Source organism: Paenibacillus sp. PAMC 26794 (genome assembly GCF_000316035.1).
Taxonomy (GTDB): Bacteria; Bacillota; Bacilli; order Paenibacillales; family Paenibacillaceae; genus Paenibacillus.
The window spans coordinates 1-18,025 of record NZ_ANHX01000089.1 but is presented as its reverse complement, the minus strand read 5'-3'; the positions used below and the strand labels follow the sequence as shown (position 1 = coordinate 18,025).

Below are 18,025 nucleotides of genomic sequence, written 5' to 3'. Positions count from 1 at the left end.
GCTCCAGCCGATCCAAGCCAAGACTTGTCTCCAACTTTCGCGTTCATTCTGCAAGCAGAATGTTTACTCACTCGTTGTTCAGTTTTCAAAGATCAAACACGATTTGTTTTACTTCTTTTTCGTCTCAACCAAGTTTCGGCGGCGACTTAAATAATGTAACACATTTCGTTTGTTTTCGTCAAGAACTTTTTTTGATTTCTTTTTTTAAAGCTTTAGTTCTTCACTTTTCCTCTGAAGGATGTATCGTTTGTTGGTGATAATCTCGTTTGAGGAACGAAATATAATGTATCATATATCGTGAATGAGAGTCAACATCTTTTTATAAATTATTAAACAAACAAAAAAGGAAGGTTTCCCCTCCCTTATGTGATCAATATAATCTCAGGCTTCTGGAGAAGGTTATGCCTCAATCCAATACCGAATTTCCCGGCCCTCTCCTCCGATCAATGGCCATCCTGCCGATTCTTTTACTATAGAACGAAAGACCAGCTTACGTATAACCAAAGGCAGATCTTCTCGAACAAATCTTAACTGCGGATGATGAACAAGTTCATTCATGCTCCACGGCTCCTTGCGACTTCTTAACACACGCAGCAGCAGTTCTGAGCATTCACTCATTTTGGACATTACGGAAAACTCACAGGCAAGCAGGACAAGCTCTACTCGCTGCTCCAGCGTCTCCGAGCTTACAGTAAGCTCTTGATATAGTTTCCATAAAGCGCGATCCAGATTCTGCACATGTGTCCAGACGGCATGATCCGGGTATATCCCCTGTTCAATCAATACAATTCTTGCCCAGTTCCCCAGAGCCTCTAATACATTGTAGTAGGCGTCTACAACATGACCTTCCTGAATATGACGTTTGGCCTCCACATACATTCTCAAGAAACTGGTGAATTCATGAAGCAGCTTCTGCTCACGCAACTCTGCCCCAAAGGTAGACAGTTCTTCTCGCAAATCACTTAAGGTGCTGTCCGCTTCCCAGATAATCTCACCCTCAATCAGACACTGGGTGAGATTATTATGATTCCCGGTAACTACACTACTCTTTAATTCATGACGGCTTGCATAGATCATCTGATAACGAAGATCACCATATCTGTAATGTCCCACCGCCGACTTCAATTGATCATCATTATGAACAACAAGTACTAATAATTCGAAATCTTGAATTAGGGAGCCGTGGAATCGCTCTCCCGGGTGGGAATAAGCGATAGCCCCAACTGCCCCTGTCTCTTCCGACTGTTCGGACAAAAAAGCAAGGTTCTTTAATTCCACGATTCCCTCCATACATTTCATGGCAGATAAGCGCCAAGTCAGTTATAATGTAATTCTACATCCAGACTGAAGTTTCCTTCTTTTCCAGGTCCGATACTACTCATACGATAGGAGCATTTTTCATGATTTTTAAATCAGCAAAAATTAATGCTTTTCGCACTTGGGGATTACTACTGACCATGCTAGGTATGGGCCTAATGATACTGGGAACAGCCGGAATTGTTTTCTGGGGACATGCAGGCAAGGTATTCGCAGCTGTAGGGCTCGTCATCGGACTGATTGCCATGATGGCCAGTCTAGCCATTTATTTCTGGGCGGGTATGCTCTCCACCAGTGCAGTACAAGTCGACTGTCCGGAATGCGGGAAGTTAACCAAAATGCTTGGCAAAACGGATCGTTGTATGTTCTGTCATACCATCCTCACCCTGGACCCTAATAAGGCCAACATGACCAGTCAACAACTGAAAGCGCCTTCTACACAAGCTCCCCCCACCGATGGTTAGTACCAAATGATCTCCAACCGCTAAATGTCTTTTACCTTAATTTCATTGAAGAACAAAAAAAGGCCCGGTATGTCTACCGGACCTTTTTGGACTTGGCTTATAAGTGAGCCCTTATTGCTGTTATCAATAGCTAAAATATGAAGTTAAGTTATAAGTTCTACGACTAATAAAACGGTAGACTGTACGTATGATGGTATCCCAGGAGAAACTTTGAACTTAGTGAAAATAAATTGAAGCAAGCAGACACTCTGAGTTCGAGTAAATTATTTCTGGTAACCGGCCTGCTTCAATACCTCCCATGCAGAAGCATTAGCAAAACTCCGATTCCACGCCGCTACTCCGCCCAGCTTCAACGAAGCAATCAAATCCACCCGAGCCTGAAGCGACACGGCATCTTCGATCCATATTTTCTTGGTAGCTCCGTCTTCCTTATATTCCACATAGTTCTGTCCACTTGCCTGATCCAGTTCAGGTTTGAGTTTCTTCTCTTGGATCAGCTCCACAATGGCATTCATGCCCACCGCTTTGGAAGACACTTTAACCTCACCCTGATCATTCGTCTCTTCCGTCCATATCCGGGTATAGAGTGGAACCGCCATGATCAACTTGTTAGAAGGGACTTCATCCTCCTCAAGTATGCGTCTCATGGAAGCCTCGGTCCAAGGCAGAGACGCTACCGAACCTGCCTTAGGACTGGCCGCCCAATGTTCATCATAAGCCATCACAATAACATAGTCTGCAAAAGAACCTAATGCACGGCGATCCAGAAAGGCAGACCACATCTCACTGTTCGATTTTGGTGTTACATCGATCGATAACATCAACCCATGTATGCGTGCCATCGCCTTGATCTCGCGCACAAACTGCGTAATGTTCGGCCCGTCATCTGTATACACGTTCTCAAAGTCGATGTTGATACCATCCAGTTGATACGTCTGTGCATACTCTAACATCTGCTCAATAATATGAGTGCGTGTCTCGTAAGAAGCTACAGCTTCTTTTGTAACGTCCGGATCAAAGCTGTTATCCATGAGTCCCCATACTTCCATACCCGAACGGTGAGCCCAGTTCACATAAGCTTGGTTTCCCTTGCTTTTCACAGTGCCCTGTCCATCCGTAATATGAAACCATGTGGGGCTGACCACATTCACACCAGGCATTTTACCGATAGAGCCCACATCAGGCTGACGATTGTACACGGCTTCCCAAACCAGATTTACCGGTTTATTCTGCCACTTCTTCTCTGCAGCAGTCAGCGTATACTTGGGCAAGTCCACCTTCTTTTTCTCGGTGAGGACAATATAATCATTATCTACATATCCGGCATATCCATTATCGAGTTGAACAAAGCTCTGTTTATCACCCGTCTGCCATACACGTACCCGTGCATCCTTTTCCATATCGGCAATGATTGGTGAGGATTCTCCCCCACGTTTATATAACGGCACGGTCTTGTCCGCTTTGGATGATAATGTATCAATCTCTGCATACTGGATCATGTCTCCTCCACGCATCAGCAGCACAGCACCTGTTACTGAATCTTCCTGTACGGTTATGCCATATACTTCTTTCAATGGTTTGAGCGGAATATAGGCTTCTCCGTCCTTAACCTCAGGCTTAACTGTCATAGGATAATCTTTGTGATTAAGTTCTGCTTGTGTGCTTCCATCTTTCATATGAAGGACTCGCTGAGGAGAGGCAATAATGATATCTCCCGATTCTGATTCATAACGTATACCTGCATCAATCGCTTCTTGCAGCATATCTACAGGTAACTTGAGTTGATCTCCTGTACCCAGAGCGTCTCCATCCATCAGTTGCCCATCTACAAAAATAGGCTGGCTTCTTCCTACCCAGTCGGGGTCTTCATGGGTCTGGTTCAACCATACATTTGTTATAAGCCAGTAAGCCCCCCCGGCGATCAGACAAGCCCCGAGAAAACCGGGCCAAAATGAACGTCGCTTCTGACGTGTATATCTGCTTTTTCTACCCAAACGTCTACCTCCGTTAATTATGCTGATCATAAGGATGTGCGCATAAGTTGTTATAAAGATGAGCATTTTGCATAAACGCTAAAAAAAAACGTGAAGAATCCATACTGAATTCTGCACGTTAATATTGTAATTCAACTCTCTTAATCCCTGCAACTTTTACAAACGCCATATACTTCCAATCGGTGACCGTGTACTTCGAATCCTGTACTAGACTCCGCCTGAAGCTCTACACTTTTGAGTGAAGGATAGCTGAAGTCTTCAATCTTGCCGCATTGATCACAGATAACATGATAATGATCCGTCACATTGGCATCGAAGCGACTTGAATTATCTCCGTATGTCAATTCCCGGACCATGCCAGCTTCCAGAAACATCTTCAAATTATTATATACCGTTGCCACGCTCATACTGGGAAATTGGGGTTCAAGGGCTCGGTAAATTTCATCGGCTGTCGGATGCCCCATGGATTCCATCAGATAGTTCAATATGGCATGACGCTGGGGTGTAATACGGACACCGGTCGTTTTCAGATGCTCCAACGCATGTTGGACACGTGTTGCCATAAAACCCACCGCCTTACCTTTCATTCTCTGGTGAAGAGTAAGTTACTGTCTCCTCGCTCAGAGTTGATTCCCGGCCATTAAGAACGACAATCCATCTTTCATGCCGTGTAATCTTGCCAGTGTACATTTATTGTACGGCGATTACAAGTTTATTGTCAACGCGGCGGTCAAGGAACCTCTGTAGAATCCTCCTGGGAATTTGCTCCGTCTTCGGTTGTCTGTTCCAAATTCTCAGCTTCATCTTCAGACTCCGGTGTAACTATTTCAGGCGTAGACACGGCCGGGTTGCTCTGAATGGTGAGATCACTGTTGCCTTCAATTTTCACCCTGTACTCGCCCTCACCGAGCTGACCTTCTATGGTTTTATTCTGTACTTTGAACGGCAGATCCGTACTTAGATCTCCATAACTGCTGGAACCCGCAAGACTGTAGTCTCCACGATCAGGAAGTAATACGTTAATGGCTCCCACCGCACTGTACACATCCCAGTCCCCTCCGACTTTGGTAGATACGATGTTAATACTGCCATTAAGCGATTGAGCTTTGATGCCCAGATTGGCTCCATCCAGCGTAATATTTCCGTTGCGTGTCTCTGCGATGAATTCACCAACGGAGTCCGCAATACTGATACTTCCCACTTGTGTAGCAAGATCTACATCGCCGGAAATACCGCGAGCCTTCATGTCTCCACGGTTACTGTCCAGATCCACATTACCAATGGCATTGGCTACAATAACATCCCCGTTCAACGTTTTCCCGGAGATATCTCCAACAGCATTGGTAATTCGGATACGTCCGTTACCCGTTTCGGCCAGTATGGTACTAATGGCTTCCGGACGGTTTAATAATATGGCTCCATTGGAAGTTCGAATATCGAGATTAAAACGACGATCATCCGGGATCGTTATGGTAAGATTCATCCGTGGCTGCGTTTTTTCATTGTCTCCATACGTCTTGCCTGTAGCTTTGATATAAATTACTTTTGTACCATCGGCCTCTACAAAAGAGGCTGCTGCAACGGCCTTCGCCTGTACTTCCGTCGTCTGATCTACCCAGATCACCGTTCGTACTTCAATCTCCTCCGTATCTCCGCGTTGTACCGAGATATCTCCGTTGACACCTTCGACCACAAGATCCGACGTATCCATGCGAACAGGTACACGAATCGTGCCCTTATCCTCCATATATCCTGCCGCTTGACTGTAGTCCATGGATGCCGCTCCGAGATTTAGACTCACTCTATTCCATAAGTGCATGTAGTGATCCTGTTCGGTGACGATAAATACGGAAGCCGCCAAAATCAGTGAGGTTAGAATGCCTTTGGCATCGGGTCTGAAACGTACTTTGATTTGCTCATCAGGATTGCTCGGGTTATCCGATTGCACCTTGTTTCTTCTGCGTGTCCACAGGAACAGCACAATATATTCAACACCTAAAACAACGAGCAAAAATGGCCACCAGTCCACCATCTCATATACATAGTCCGTTCCCCACCGTTTATCCAAAATCAACAGCACACCGACCGCTATGATTAAGGCGGCAGCCGTATAGCGGCCAACCCGGACTTTACGGTTCATCACGTTCCCTCCTCGTATCGTTTCCACTACATTTTTTTCTTGTTCAACATGACCCAGAACTCACGACCAAACAGAAGCAAACCGCCTACGATCAGGAGAACCGCAAATGAATATCCGCCGTACATGGCGAGAATCTCTTGAAACCAACGTGGTTTGCGGAAAAACAGCACCATCAATGATCCTCCCACAATCAGAAGTAATCCAAACGATATACCTCTCTCCCAGACCATCATTGCATCTCGTATAGAACGTTCATTGGATATCGGCTTGTCCGAAGTTGCCTGGGTTACTACTGCTCTACGTCTGCGCATCATGACCCAATCCGCAGATTGCAAGACATCATATACATTGTAAAAGTAAATAACCGGAATACATAAAGCCAGTAAGATGAGCAATGGCACATTGATCTGTATACCAATGGATGAGAAGTACAACACTGCTGACAGATCAAGCAAAACAAGCAGCATAAAGGTCAAACCTCTCATGTACAATCTCAGATAAATATGACCCATGCCAGGAATAATGGCACTCAGTAATCCCGCAATAAACTTGTGAGTCCGATTTCTGACCGGTTTGGTCTGAACTGTACGGGTCTTTTTGTTCAATTGACGTATCCGTTTCATAACATACTCCTCTCTTCTGATCTGACCTTCCGCTCTTCATGCATTTGGTTAGATAGTACCCTAAAGAGCAAGGAGAGTAACTGGAAGAAATATGGATATGACCAAAAACCCTCCGGCACTACTGGCCTGGGGAGGGTTGTAATTCATTTATTCGATCGACACCTTGGTAACATGTTCCCATTGTCTTAACTTGGATACCAAGCCAACCGTTTGGAAATCATGCGGTACCTGAACATGTAACACAATCTCAATTTTACGTTCAACCGACACCATCTCTGCATAAGCCAGGTCTTGTTCATTCACGGTGATTTTACGAATTTTGATCTTCTCCTGCTCCATACACGAAGACAGTTGTTCGAGAAAACCGGGTTCTGACAAGGTATGTAGTGTAACAACATGCAGTTTGTTCCCTCGTAAATACCTCAGCTCTAATTTGTTAAAGACCCAGAGATTAAGCAATACCAGAACGGTGGATACGATAGAGGCAAAAAAGAAACCCGCACCTGCTGCGAGCCCAATAGCTGCAACAACCCAGATTGAAGCAGCTGTAGTCAGTCCGGTAATGGATTTTCCCGTGAAGAGAATTGTCCCTGCTCCCAGGAAGCCGACACCAGTAATTACAGCAGTAGCCAGACGTGCTGGATCGATCCTTACGTTTAATTCATTAGCAAAATCTTTAAAGCCATAAACAGATAACATCATAATCAGTGCAGAGCCAAGACATACCAGGATATGGGTACGCAAACCGGCAGCATGATTGGACCGTTCCCGCTCCAGGCCTACGAGCCCTCCAAGCAGCATAGCCAGCAATAATCGTAATAAAATGTGCCACTCATCAATGAACCAGGGATCGCCCAAAGTCGGTATTCCTCCTCAAGTTGTTAATATGATTAAAGTTTATTCTTGTGAAAAGTCGTTAATTCCACTCCAGGCGCAATCTGTGTGACTTCCACAGGATTAAAACCGAATTTGGTGTACAGATTCACTGCGGGTTGATTCAGCGTTCCTGTGGAGACGATATAACGCGGAAGATCCGCATGCTGTTCCAACACATACGTCATCAAAGATGCCGCAATTCCCTTGCGAAAGTGATCCGGGTGCACCATCATTCGTGTAATGGTTAGTGTATTCTCCTCTTCCTCTGCTACAGCGACAGCCCCGATAAGCTCTCCGTCATCATGGATACAACCATAAAAACTCTCTCCACAATCCCGAAGTGTCTCCATCGTATCCATCAAAGGAGGAATCTCCTGAAATCCAATGATTTCGGCTTCCAATCGATAGGCCACATGTTGTAGTCTCCATAACTGTCCCAACGTCTCCATATCACTCAGTGACAATGGTTGAATGTTCATATCCGTTCCCCCGTCCGAAATACATTTGTATCTATCAATACCAAAAAGAGGCTGTCACAGGGACGAGCCTCTTTCTGTCCGGCCTCACCGGAAGGATTAGCGGTTCAGTACATCTGCAAGCAGTTGGTTGGCTAGAGCGGGATTCGCCTTGCCTTTACTTTCTTTCATAACCTGACCAACAAGGAAGCCAATGGCTTTTTGTTTACCAGCTTTATAGTCTTCCACGGATTGAGGATTATTCGCCACAACCTGCTCTACGATGGCAAGAATGGCGCCTTCATCACTAATCTGCACAAGACCCTTCTCTTCAACGATCTGCTGTGGAAGCTTGCCGCTCTCCAGCATTTCCTTGAATACGGTTTTCGCGATTTTGCTGTTAATGGTACCCTTCTCCAGCAGTCCGATCATCTCACCCAAACCTTGACCTGTCAGTGGAACCTGAGTCACCTCAAGATTGCTCGTATTCAGGTAACCCAGCAAGTCGCCCATGATCCAGTTGGATACGGATTTGGCATCCTGAGTGAATTTCAAGCTATCTTCGAAAAGATCAGCTATAGCCTTGGATGAAGTAATAACCTCTGCATCATAACTAGGCAATCCATAATCAGCCGTGTAACGAGCTTTACGTTCGTCTGGGAGCTCAGGTATGGTAGCTCTGATCCGCTCTTTCCAGGCTTCATCAATATGCAGCTTCACCAGATCCGGGTCCGGGAAATAACGATAGTCATGCGCTTGTTCCTTGCCACGCATCGAGAGTGTTTTCCCTTGAGCTTCGTCCCAGCGACGTGTCTCCTGAACCACTTCGCCGCCATCATCCAGAATCTCAGCCTGACGATATTGTTCATATTCCAGACCACGCTGAACACCACGGAAGGAGTTCATGTTTTTCAGCTCAGCTCTCGTTCCCAGCTTCTCCTGTCCATGTGGACGCAAACTGATGTTGGCGTCACAACGCAGTGACCCTTCTTCCATCTTCACGTCAGATACATCACAGTACTGCATGATCGCACGCATTTTTTCAAGATACGCACGCGCCTCTTCCGGAGAAGAAATCTCAGGTTCGGATACAATCTCAACGAGTGGAGTACCGACACGGTTGAAGTCCACCAAAGACGCGTATCCGCCATCGATATGTGTAAGCTTCCCTGCATCTTCCTCCAAGTGAAGACGTGTGATACCAATTCGTTTCGTTTCACCATTCACTTCGATATCAATCCAGCCGTTCTCACCGATTGGTTGATCGAATTGCGAGATCTGATAAGCTTTTGGTGAATCGGGGTAAAAGTAGTTTTTACGGTCAAACTTGCTGACATCAGCAATCGTACAATTCAGGGCCATCGCTGCCTTCATCGCGTAGTCTACCGCCTGACGATTCAGTACAGGCAGTACGCCCGGATGTCCGAGACAGACCGGGCAGGTATGCGTATTCGGCGGAGCTCCAAAAGCTGTGGAGCAGCCACAGAAAATTTTGGAGTTTGTATGCAACTCCACGTGGACTTCAAGTCCAACGACCGTTTCATATTTAGATGCGGACATTTCTATATTCCTCCGTTCCGGGCAGTCTACAGCTGCGGACGCTGCTTGTGGAATTCTGTATTTTGTTCAAACGCATGCGCTACACGCAATACGGTCGTTTCATCAAAGGCTTTACCGATAATCTGCAGGCCAACAGGCAATCCATCCGAGAATCCACATGGAATGCTAACGGCAGGTACACCAGCCAGATTGACTGGAATCGTTAGAATATCGTTCAAGTACATTGTAAGTGGATCGTCCACCTGTGAACCCAGTTTGAACGCCGTAGTTGGCGCAGTTGGTCCGATAATCACATCATATTTGGCAAATACATTGTCGAAATCCTGTTTGATCAATGTACGTACCTTCTGTGCTTTCAGATAATAGGCATCATAGTAACCCGAGCTGAGTGCATACGTTCCAAGCATGATACGTCGTTTCACTTCGGGACCAAAGCCTTGACTGCGGGACTGATGATACAGATCCAGGAGGTTATCCGGATTGTCTGCACGCACGCCATAACGTACACCATCAAATCGAGCCAGGTTTGAAGAAGCCTCTGAAGATGCCAGCAGGTAATACGTAGCCACCGCATATTCGGTATGCGGAAGGGATACTTCTTCCCATGTTGCCCCGAGTCCTTCAAGAACTTTCAATGCAGACAAAACCGTTTCTTTCACTTGTGGATCGACGCCTTCACCGATGTATTCCTTCGGAACGGCAATGCGAAGCCCTTTGACATCACCTGTCAGTCCGCTCAAATAATCCGGGATTTCTACTTTTGCAGATGTCGAATCTTTGGCGTCATATCCAGCAATGGCTTGCAATACATAAGCAGAATCTTCAACATTTTTCGTCAAAGGACCAATCTGATCCAGGGATGATGCAAATGCTACCAATCCAAAGCGGGAAACAAGTCCGTACGTCGGCTTCAATCCAACAACACCACAATACGAAGCAGGCTGTCTGATGGAACCACCTGTGTCTGATCCCAGCGTGAAGTATGCTTCTCCGGCAGCCACAGCAGCTGCAGAACCACCGCTGGAACCTCCTGGAACACGATCAAGTGCCCATGGATTACGTACAGGGGAGAAACTTGAATTCTCATTGGAGCCGCCCATGGCGAATTCGTCCATGTTGAGTTTACCAATAGTTACGGTGTCCGCAGCTTTCAATTTCTCGACAACTGTCGCGTCATACACCGGGTCGAAATTACAAAGGAATTGACTACCGCACGTCGTGCGCAGTCCGTTGGTAACGATGTTATCCTTAATACCTACAGGCAGACCAAAAAGCAAACCTTTCTCCTCGCCGCTAACCAGACGGTCATCCAGTTGACGTGCACGAGCGCGTGCTTGTTCTTCATCCAGTGCCAAATATGCCTTAACTTTATCGTCATGCGCGCCAATGTTCTGATACGCCTGATCCACCAAATCGCTGACCGACAGCTCTTTGGCATGCAGCTTGTTATGTAACTCAGGCAACGATTGTTCAAATAAACTCACAGTTCTTGTCCTCCTTCCGGTTATCCGTTATTCCATTATAGCAGGCACTTTAAACTGCCCGTCTTCTTCTTCCGGTGCATTGCGCATCACCTGTTCAATCGACAGGCTTTCTTTGGTCTCATCTTCACGCATAACATTGCTTACGTGCAGAACGTGAGTGGTGGGCTCGATGTCTTCTGTATCCAGCTCATTCAGCTTTTCTGCATATTTTAAAATCGCGTTCAGCTGACCTGTCAGGGTCTGTTCTTCTTCAGCAGTCAAGTTGAGCCGGGCCAGCTTGGCCACATGCTGAACGTCATTATTCGTAATACTCATTAGCGGATGCCTCCTTCATTCGTTCTAATTCCCGAAACGACCTGAAACGAATCGCTCGTTTAACGGGCTAAAGTCTCAAGATAACTTTTTTCATTATAGGTGAGATAGTTCGACAATTCAATGCAAATGACCTGACAGGCTTCTGTGAAGCTAAAAACGAACTTATAAAATAAAAAGAGCCGGCATCAGCCGACTCTTAAAATTCTAAATCCATGCACGCAGATTAACCTGCTTTATAAAATCCGCCTGTGACATAACATCGTTCGCGGGTTCTTCTTCCTCTTCCACAACTTGAAAATCTCCATTCATCAGATGATGAAACAGTTTCTCATTGTGTGTCGCAAGGGCGTAATCTATCAACGCTTCTCGCTCGACCCGCTCAGCTTCCTGCTTCAGCAGAACCTCTTCCAGATCGATGTCGCCGGATGGAACAAAAAAGTTCCGGTTCACCTGCGGCACTCGAAGCACGTAATCGAACGCATTGTCCGGATTCCGGTCATAAGCGATGACGAAACCATATTCCCCTACAGGAAGATTCTGCTCAAACGAATCCGCGACGATGACAACCTTCTCTCCTAATCGCAGCATCGTCTAACCTCCTGGTAGTCTATCTTTTTATTATTTGTATAGTCTACTAGAAAAGAATAACGATGTCTAGGAATACTAGAATTAAACAACATATTTGTGCAAAATCTTTTTTCCATTTTTAAAATGATGTTATTTCGGATTTAGTCCAACTGGCTTGCGCTGTGATCGAATTACGACAAACCAATATATAATGAGCGGCGTGGGAAATCCTGTGATGCCCCATAATCCCCATAACCAAGGGAAACGTCCACGTCTGCGTGCGTCCTGAAAGATCCATGTGCCCTGACTTGGGCTTCAAGTGCACCCAAAGAAGGAATACTTGTCGGCTCAAATGCATCATCCAGCACTTTCATGTGTTGTTGCAATCGTTCTACAACTTCTTGTTCTTGTTCTTGTGCATCATCTGATCTGCTCATCCTTATTCCAGCTCCTTTCTTAACTGACGGAGACCATAAGCTGTGCGTGACTTCACCGTTCCGGCAGGAATACCCAGCATTTCCCCGATCTCGTCATACCCGTATCCATAATAATGCTTCAGTAGCACTGCAACACGATGTTCTGGCGTCAGTCTTGTCATCGCATCCATGATGAAAAGGCAGAAGTGCCATCATATCGATGGATATTTTCCATACAACGAATCATCGTATCTTGCACCGTCTCTTCTGCAAGGTTAGCGTCCATTGTCACTTTCACAAGATACTTATACACAAACGTGTAGTGACGCTGCTACAACGCTGCGAGTGCGCTATCGTCTCCTGATACCGCTCTGCGTACCTCTTCCAGCTCAGCTGCCTTTATCATGAAATCACCTGCTTCCCGTTCAATCTGGAATTAATACGACAGGCTCTGCAGAAACGTTCAATGAAATAAAAAAATAATTAAACCCGACAATTTCCCGGGCAATCAGACTTGATTCCGGTAATCTTGCAGCTTGTCGAACCACGGTTGGTTGCGGGCTCCGCTTCTTAAAACACGGCTTGTCCATATATTCTGCTGAGACTTCATCACTGCATTGTTCACGCCAGGGTTATGTATTAAAGCTCGCTCAGTACCTGTTTCTCTTTTCCCACTTTCCAATATGCGACGGTTTTCTTCAATGATCGGATACTCGACACGCTGATTCAACGGAATAACTCTTGGTTTCTCCATTTTGATATTCCCCGCTCTCATGATCTATATAAGTTGAACTAAAGATTATTTACACTGACACTACGATGACAGAATAACCTTCCAATCGCTGTTATCCCCAGATTTTTTGATTCCCTTTTCTTAAAGGGAAAATCCGGTGATAAAGGCGAACGCTTCGCTTTTTCAGGTTTTTTCTGTCCTCTCCGTTATCCTGTAAATGATTAGTTCAACTTATATACTATTTTTTAAAATTTATTATTTCTAAATCAATCTGTACTTGCTGCTAACTTGCTATTGGTCTCAAACTGGCTTGTGATGAAGCGCATCTTGCATCTCTATGTAGCGTAAAAAAGGCTGATTTTGCGATAAAAAGCGGCTGAAAACAAAAAAAGAACGCAAACCGGGTATAGACCACAGTCTGCGTGCTTCGCGAGGTTGGGTGTTTCTTGGTAATGCTTCAGTTAGATGATGCCTTAACGCTTGTAACAACTAATTGCTATTCTAATGAAAAAGTTGTCACTTGTCCAGACTTTCTTCACATATCATGTCGGATTATCTTGCGGACACGTAAGGATTGTTCTGTTTCTCATAACCAATGGTCGTTTTGGGACCATGACCTGGATATACTTTCACTTCATCAGCAAAGGTGTAAAGCTTGTTCTGGATGGAATCAATCAGATCCCGTTCACGCCCTCCTGTCAGGTCCGTTCTGCCCACACCCATGCGGAACAGCACATCACCGGCAAACAGGTCGTTATCACAAAGCAAACTTACACTGCCTGGGGAATGTCCAGGTGTATGGAACACTTTAAACGTATGACCAATCAGATTCAGCTTCTGCCCTTCGTCCATGGCATATTCAGCAGGATCTGTCGAAAGCGGTGGTGTCGCCTGCGGCCAATTCAAAGATCCATTTAATTTCGGGGTGGTGAGCCAGTCGCTCTCCAAGTCATGAAGATAAACGGGACATCCCTTCAATCTACGGATCTCATCTACCCCGCCCATATGATCAAAGTGAGCATGAGTGAGGAGAATGGCTTCAATCTCCAAGTCTTGGATCGCCTTAAGCAGCGGCCCTGGATTCATGCCTGGATCGATAATGACGGCTTTGCCCGGATCATCTCCTTGTAGGAGATACGCGTTGGTCTGTAGCGGGCCTAGTGTAAACGTACGAATGTTAAGCATATCGGCTTAGTAACCCGAAATCAGTTCACGCAGCTCACGGATAATGGCCGCATGTGACTCCGTTCCTTCCCCATAACGTTTACCAATCTCTTGACGCGCTACAGCCAAATTTTCTTGATAATCTGCTGCTTCACGATCTGGATTAAGGCGTTTGAATTCAATCATGACTTCCTGTACATGCTGCGGACGAGGTCCCCACTGACCGAGCACATGGCCACCTGTATCTGCAAAAATAACGACTGGCACGGAACGGCCACCCATCGTCAGGAACTCATCCATCACTTCCGGATGGTTCTCCATAATCAGAACTTCTGTTGGAATTCCTGAGATTTCAAGCGCCTGGAACACAACCGGAATATTACGGACAACATCTCCGCACCAGTCAGCAGCCAGAATTAACACACGCAGATCGTCGCGATGGTTCAGGCTCTCAAAGAACTCACGATCCTCTTCGTTTGACCAAGTAAAGCTATCATAGTTGGCCTGGAATTCACTTTGGTTCTTGGTCATACTCTCGATAAAATCTTTCGGTGGCAGACCTTTACCGAATTTGTGAGACAAGTTGGGTTTACCCATGACTAGACACTTCCTTTCTTTTTACGAGCATTCATCCATTTAATAAGTACATAAACGATCATAAGGGCGAGAGCGACAAGCAAAATAGGCATAACATAGGGTGCCGCTTTCTCATCAATATGCTTCCATTGATCTCCAAGAATCATCCCTAAATATATAAACAATGCAGTCCAAGGTATAACAGCGAGTGTAGTAAGCAAGATGAATTTGCCTGCGTGCATTTTCGTGATGCCAGCCGGGATGGAGATTGCATGTCTTACTACCGGAACAAAACGCGCCGTGAAAATGACACCTGTACCATACTTGCGGAACCACTCTTCGGAATGGTCGATGTGTTTTTTCTGGATGAGTATGTATTTACCGTAGCGTTCAAGTACAGGTCTGCCGCCATAACGGCCAATCCAGTAAATAAATAACTGGGCAATCACACCGCCCACCGTACCGAAAATCATAGCACCGAAGAAGTTGATATTACCTTGTGATACGAGAAAACCTCCATACGCCAGCACAATTTCGCTCGGGATAATTTCCATCATCAATCCAAGCATGATTCCAAAGTATCCAAGACTTTGAATCCAATCGAACAATTGGCTAACAAGGTTATGAATAAAGTCCATCTCAACCCTCTTTCTCCATCCTGATTGGCGGTGCCCTTCCGCTCCATGGATGTTCGTCCTTATTTTATCACAGGGCTGTGGACGTTGCTACTTCACGTGGATGGGATAGTGTCCCGTTCGCAGCGGTTCGCATATGGTATGGGGAGAGGAGCGTGAGAAGATGTCACACAAGTCAATACCCGGTTCTCCACCGGTCAAACATACACAATCCGGTCAAAACCTTCCTTCCGCCAGAGGAATTCGCCGAGCTTGCAGCAAGGAATTGTACCGAACAGCTAAAAGGCTAAAAGTATATGTCTCTCCCGAACGGATGAAGCAGGCGGAAGAATATTATTACGGTAAGGTGATTACAAATCTGCTCTGGATTGGGGAGAATCGCGACAACCGTAAAAAGTTATGTGAGTGGTGGAACACGGATGTCAGTGCAGAGATCGCTGCGCTGTGGGAAGTAGATGTTGAACCATTAAAAGAGGCGTTTCAGCATGCATTTGGCGGTTATCGTCTGTAGATATGGAGGAATGAGGCAGGTAGGTGTGTCTTCAAACCTACTGAAAGACACAGCAAAGCTGAAGCGAATCTGAACATGTTAGGAAAAGGTACGGGCACTGTGTCCTTAACGTGTGATATTAATGCCTCCTTCACGTACGAGCAAGCGATAGAGACAACATAAATGCGAATTTCTCCCTTCCGATGTAAAGCTTCGCTCCAGGTGGAATTCAGGGTCGTTCTCTGGCTTGCGGATTGAGCAGAGCATGGAGCCGACCTCCACGAGGAGCATGAACATAAGCTGAGAGTATATTTTCATGCTCATGCTCAAGCCCATAACTCATACTCATGCTCAAGCCCATGAGTGGTAACGAATCTGAAACGTCTTATTCAAGGATTTGAAGCACTTTTAGAAATCTAAGGAATCTGAGACACTTTATATCGGAATTTTTGGACTTTTATAGGGTTTTTGTTAGGGAGTTTCGAGAAATAACGTGTCTGATGTTCCTTACAATTTAAAAAGAGGAGCTAGAGGCGATATAAGACGTCCTGTGTTCCTTAGAAAATCGCATACCCATCAGCCAGAAGCAGCCAGCTTGGACTCCCAGACTTTTTAGACGCTGACATCCATCATCATATAGCTTGGGTAAACGTCAAGATCCAGCAGTGATTCAGGGGCTCCGCTTGGTCAACTCTGGAGTAAACGGAGGAGAAAAAGCTGAAGCAAGCCTGCGCAGGTTCTCTCCATAGCCTGGAGCATGTTCCTCCAATACAAAACGGCGATCATTACGAACGTTTCCTGCTTCCACTTCCTCAGCCAGCAGTTGATACCGTTCATACATCTGGACACCAGCGGTGGCAGTCTGTTGGGCTCGATCGGTGAATCCTTCCCTCCATTCCCGCCGTGCTGCCTGCTCCATCCAATACAAAGCCGTGGATTGGCCAATGCCATCATACCGATTCAATGCGATCGCTTGTTCAAAATATTCTCCAGCCTGCTGTCCTTCGCCGAATTGGGCTGCCAATCGTCCCAGTTCGATGTAAATCTGAGGGTGCATCGGGGAATGGGACAAGCTGTTCAAAAGGAGTGATTCTGCTTCTCGTCCCGGGAGATATCTTGCAATGGATATCACGATATCCGGTCGATTCGGGTTAGACTGAAGGGCAGCCATAAGATGCACCTTCTGTGCTGGAGTGCCATCCGGTTCAGACATCGCCTGACGGTACTGCACTTCTGCTACGGCATATCCGGAGGTCAGCCAGACTGTTCCACCAATCCAGAAAAGGATGATCATCACTGTCGATACACTTATTACACGAACAGTTACTCGCTGAAGAATATGAAAGAAGGATTGCATCGGGAAAGATAATGGACGGGATTGGGTTGGTAAATATCGCGAGAAAAGAGATCTGGATCTGGAATTAGATCTCGATTTAGATCTCGATTTAGATCCCGATTTGGATCCCGATTTGGATCTGATGGGAGTGTATTTCACAGTTACGCCGGATCGATGGACCCCCTCTGTTTCCGTCTTCAATGCGTCTGTCCAAGCCCCGAGCCAGATGAAGAGCATCCAAAATAGCGTGAAACTCCAGTCAAAGTCCATCGCCCCATGCAGGCCAAGAACAAGCACGGATGGAAAGAGCTGCGGTGCAAAATGAAAGATGCTTCGCAGGGTGATGAGAAACCACCCTGCGACAAACAGGATGCCGATCATGCCCGTGTCCAGGGCGAGATCGAGCAAGCCGTTGTGAACCTCGCCACCGACATAAGGCGAGGATTGAATGGCGCGAAACATGTTGCGCCATGTGTCCCCCCCGTGGCCAAGCCATGCGGCCTCGGTCCACAGCTGGAGGGCGTCCCGCCACATCTGTAGGCGGGACACCCCAGTGCCGACACCCGCCGCGAGGCGATCGGCGGTGGAGGCCACGGCCATCAGTGCGGCGGCGGCCCCCGCCAGCACGATGGCCGTCAAGGCAGCGGCGCGCGGAGCCTTGGCGGCGCCGCTGTGCCATAGGCGGCACAGCAGCAGCGTGCCGAGCAGCGCAGCTGCCCATGCCCCAGCCAGTGCCAGCAGGCCGGGCACGGGTGCAGGCGCCAGCTGGGCAGCGGCCAGCTGGCGGTACAGCCAGGCCGCGCACGCCAGTGGCGCGGCCATGGCCAGCAGCAGCGGCAGGCGGGCACCGCGCCGCTGCAAAGCAAAGGCGGCGACCGCG

At 46.7% G+C, this 18,025-nt stretch carries 21 protein-coding genes; 2 read left to right on the top strand and 19 right to left on the bottom strand.

The features are described 5' to 3' along the window. Positions 1 to 399: 399 nt before the first annotated feature. Positions 400 to 1,278, bottom strand: coding sequence for a nucleotidyltransferase-like protein (locus D829_RS0128410; RefSeq protein WP_017692308.1), 879 nt, complete (start codon positions 1,276 to 1,278; stop codon positions 400 to 402). A gap of 122 nt (positions 1,279 to 1,400) precedes the next feature. Here D829_RS0128410 and D829_RS0128405 point away from each other — a divergent pair, with 122 nt between their 5' ends. Further along, positions 1,401 to 1,781 (top strand): DUF2614 family zinc ribbon-containing protein, encoded by a 381-nt coding sequence (locus tag D829_RS0128405; RefSeq protein ID WP_017692307.1) that lies wholly within the window; start codon positions 1,401 to 1,403, stop codon positions 1,779 to 1,781. A gap of 263 nt (positions 1,782 to 2,044) precedes the next feature. Here the strand turns inward: D829_RS0128405 and D829_RS0128400 are convergent, their stop codons facing one another. From D829_RS0128400 to D829_RS0128325, 17 genes are all read right to left on the bottom strand, one after another. After that, positions 2,045 to 3,775 carry a glycosyl hydrolase family 18 protein gene (locus D829_RS0128400; RefSeq protein ID WP_017692306.1) on the bottom strand — a complete coding sequence of 577 codons (1,731 nt, stop codon included), beginning with the start codon at positions 3,773 to 3,775 and terminating at the stop codon, positions 2,045 to 2,047. 140 nt (positions 3,776 to 3,915) lie between these two features. Then, complete coding sequence (gene perR / locus D829_RS0128395) at positions 3,916 to 4,338, bottom strand: peroxide-responsive transcriptional repressor PerR (RefSeq protein WP_026081471.1); 423 nt, start codon at positions 4,336 to 4,338, stop codon at positions 3,916 to 3,918. Between the two features lie 167 nt (positions 4,339 to 4,505). After that, positions 4,506 to 5,915, bottom strand: coding sequence for a DUF4097 family beta strand repeat-containing protein (locus tag D829_RS0128390; RefSeq protein ID WP_017692304.1), 1,410 nt, complete (start codon positions 5,913 to 5,915; stop codon positions 4,506 to 4,508). Between the two features lie 26 nt (positions 5,916 to 5,941). Continuing rightward, positions 5,942 to 6,538, bottom strand: a complete 597-nt coding sequence (locus tag D829_RS0128385; RefSeq protein ID WP_017692303.1) for a hypothetical protein — start codon at positions 6,536 to 6,538, stop codon at positions 5,942 to 5,944. Positions 6,539 to 6,685: 147 nt separating this feature from the next. Then, positions 6,686 to 7,396, bottom strand: a complete 711-nt coding sequence (locus D829_RS0128380) for an MgtC/SapB family protein (RefSeq protein WP_017692302.1) — start codon at positions 7,394 to 7,396, stop codon at positions 6,686 to 6,688. A 32-nt stretch (positions 7,397 to 7,428) separates the two neighbouring features. Then, on the bottom strand, positions 7,429 to 7,893 hold the full coding sequence (locus D829_RS0128375; protein WP_017692301.1) for a GNAT family N-acetyltransferase: 465 nt from the start codon (positions 7,891 to 7,893) through the stop codon (positions 7,429 to 7,431). A 96-nt stretch (positions 7,894 to 7,989) separates the two neighbouring features. Beyond that, on the bottom strand, positions 7,990 to 9,429 hold the full coding sequence (gene gatB / locus D829_RS0128370; protein WP_017692300.1) for an Asp-tRNA(Asn)/Glu-tRNA(Gln) amidotransferase subunit GatB: 1,440 nt from the start codon (positions 9,427 to 9,429) through the stop codon (positions 7,990 to 7,992). 26 nt (positions 9,430 to 9,455) lie between these two features. After that, complete coding sequence (gatA, locus tag D829_RS0128365; protein WP_017692299.1) at positions 9,456 to 10,913, bottom strand: Asp-tRNA(Asn)/Glu-tRNA(Gln) amidotransferase subunit GatA; 1,458 nt, start codon at positions 10,911 to 10,913, stop codon at positions 9,456 to 9,458. 27 nt (positions 10,914 to 10,940) lie between these two features. Further along, a complete protein-coding gene (gatC, locus tag D829_RS0128360) occupies positions 10,941 to 11,228 on the bottom strand; it encodes an Asp-tRNA(Asn)/Glu-tRNA(Gln) amidotransferase subunit GatC (protein WP_017692298.1) in 288 nt (95 codons plus the stop codon). A gap of 204 nt (positions 11,229 to 11,432) precedes the next feature. Next, the gene (locus D829_RS0128355) at positions 11,433 to 11,816 is read right to left on the bottom strand and encodes a hypothetical protein (protein WP_017692297.1); all 384 of its coding nucleotides are present in this window, start codon (positions 11,814 to 11,816) and stop codon (positions 11,433 to 11,435) included. Positions 11,817 to 11,986: 170 nt separating this feature from the next. Beyond that, entirely contained in the window at positions 11,987 to 12,232 is a 246-nt protein-coding gene (locus D829_RS33880) for a hypothetical protein (RefSeq protein WP_017692296.1), read from the bottom strand. A 2-nt stretch (positions 12,233 to 12,234) separates the two neighbouring features. Then, the gene (locus D829_RS34420; RefSeq protein ID WP_017692295.1) at positions 12,235 to 12,393 is read right to left on the bottom strand and encodes a sigma factor-like helix-turn-helix DNA-binding protein; all 159 of its coding nucleotides are present in this window, start codon (positions 12,391 to 12,393) and stop codon (positions 12,235 to 12,237) included. Continuing rightward, positions 12,390 to 12,497 carry a sigma factor gene (locus D829_RS34415; protein ID WP_346773289.1) on the bottom strand — a complete coding sequence of 36 codons (108 nt, stop codon included), beginning with the start codon at positions 12,495 to 12,497 and terminating at the stop codon, positions 12,390 to 12,392. Before D829_RS34415 ends, D829_RS34420 begins: the two co-directional genes overlap by 4 nt. A 222-nt stretch (positions 12,498 to 12,719) precedes the next feature. Further along, positions 12,720 to 12,965, bottom strand: coding sequence for a hypothetical protein (locus D829_RS0128340; protein ID WP_017692294.1), 246 nt, complete (start codon positions 12,963 to 12,965; stop codon positions 12,720 to 12,722). 531 nt (positions 12,966 to 13,496) lie between these two features. Beyond that, complete coding sequence (locus D829_RS0128335) at positions 13,497 to 14,129, bottom strand: MBL fold metallo-hydrolase (RefSeq protein WP_017692293.1); 633 nt, start codon at positions 14,127 to 14,129, stop codon at positions 13,497 to 13,499. Positions 14,130 to 14,135: 6 nt separating this feature from the next. After that, on the bottom strand, positions 14,136 to 14,705 hold the full coding sequence (locus tag D829_RS0128330; RefSeq protein ID WP_017692292.1) for a thioredoxin family protein: 570 nt from the start codon (positions 14,703 to 14,705) through the stop codon (positions 14,136 to 14,138). Positions 14,706 to 14,707: 2 nt separating this feature from the next. Then, the gene (locus D829_RS0128325) at positions 14,708 to 15,322 is read right to left on the bottom strand and encodes a DedA family protein (protein ID WP_017692291.1); all 615 of its coding nucleotides are present in this window, start codon (positions 15,320 to 15,322) and stop codon (positions 14,708 to 14,710) included. Between the two features lie 160 nt (positions 15,323 to 15,482). On the opposite strand from D829_RS0128325, the gene D829_RS0128320 reads away from it, so the two are divergent. Then, positions 15,483 to 15,830, top strand: coding sequence for a hypothetical protein (locus tag D829_RS0128320; RefSeq protein ID WP_017692290.1), 348 nt, complete (start codon positions 15,483 to 15,485; stop codon positions 15,828 to 15,830). 649 nt (positions 15,831 to 16,479) lie between these two features. Here D829_RS0128320 and D829_RS32700 read toward each other — a convergent pair. After that, positions 16,480 to 17,895, bottom strand: coding sequence for an O-antigen ligase family protein (locus tag D829_RS32700; protein WP_346773288.1), 1,416 nt, complete (start codon positions 17,893 to 17,895; stop codon positions 16,480 to 16,482). Positions 17,896 to 18,025 lie beyond the last annotated feature (130 nt).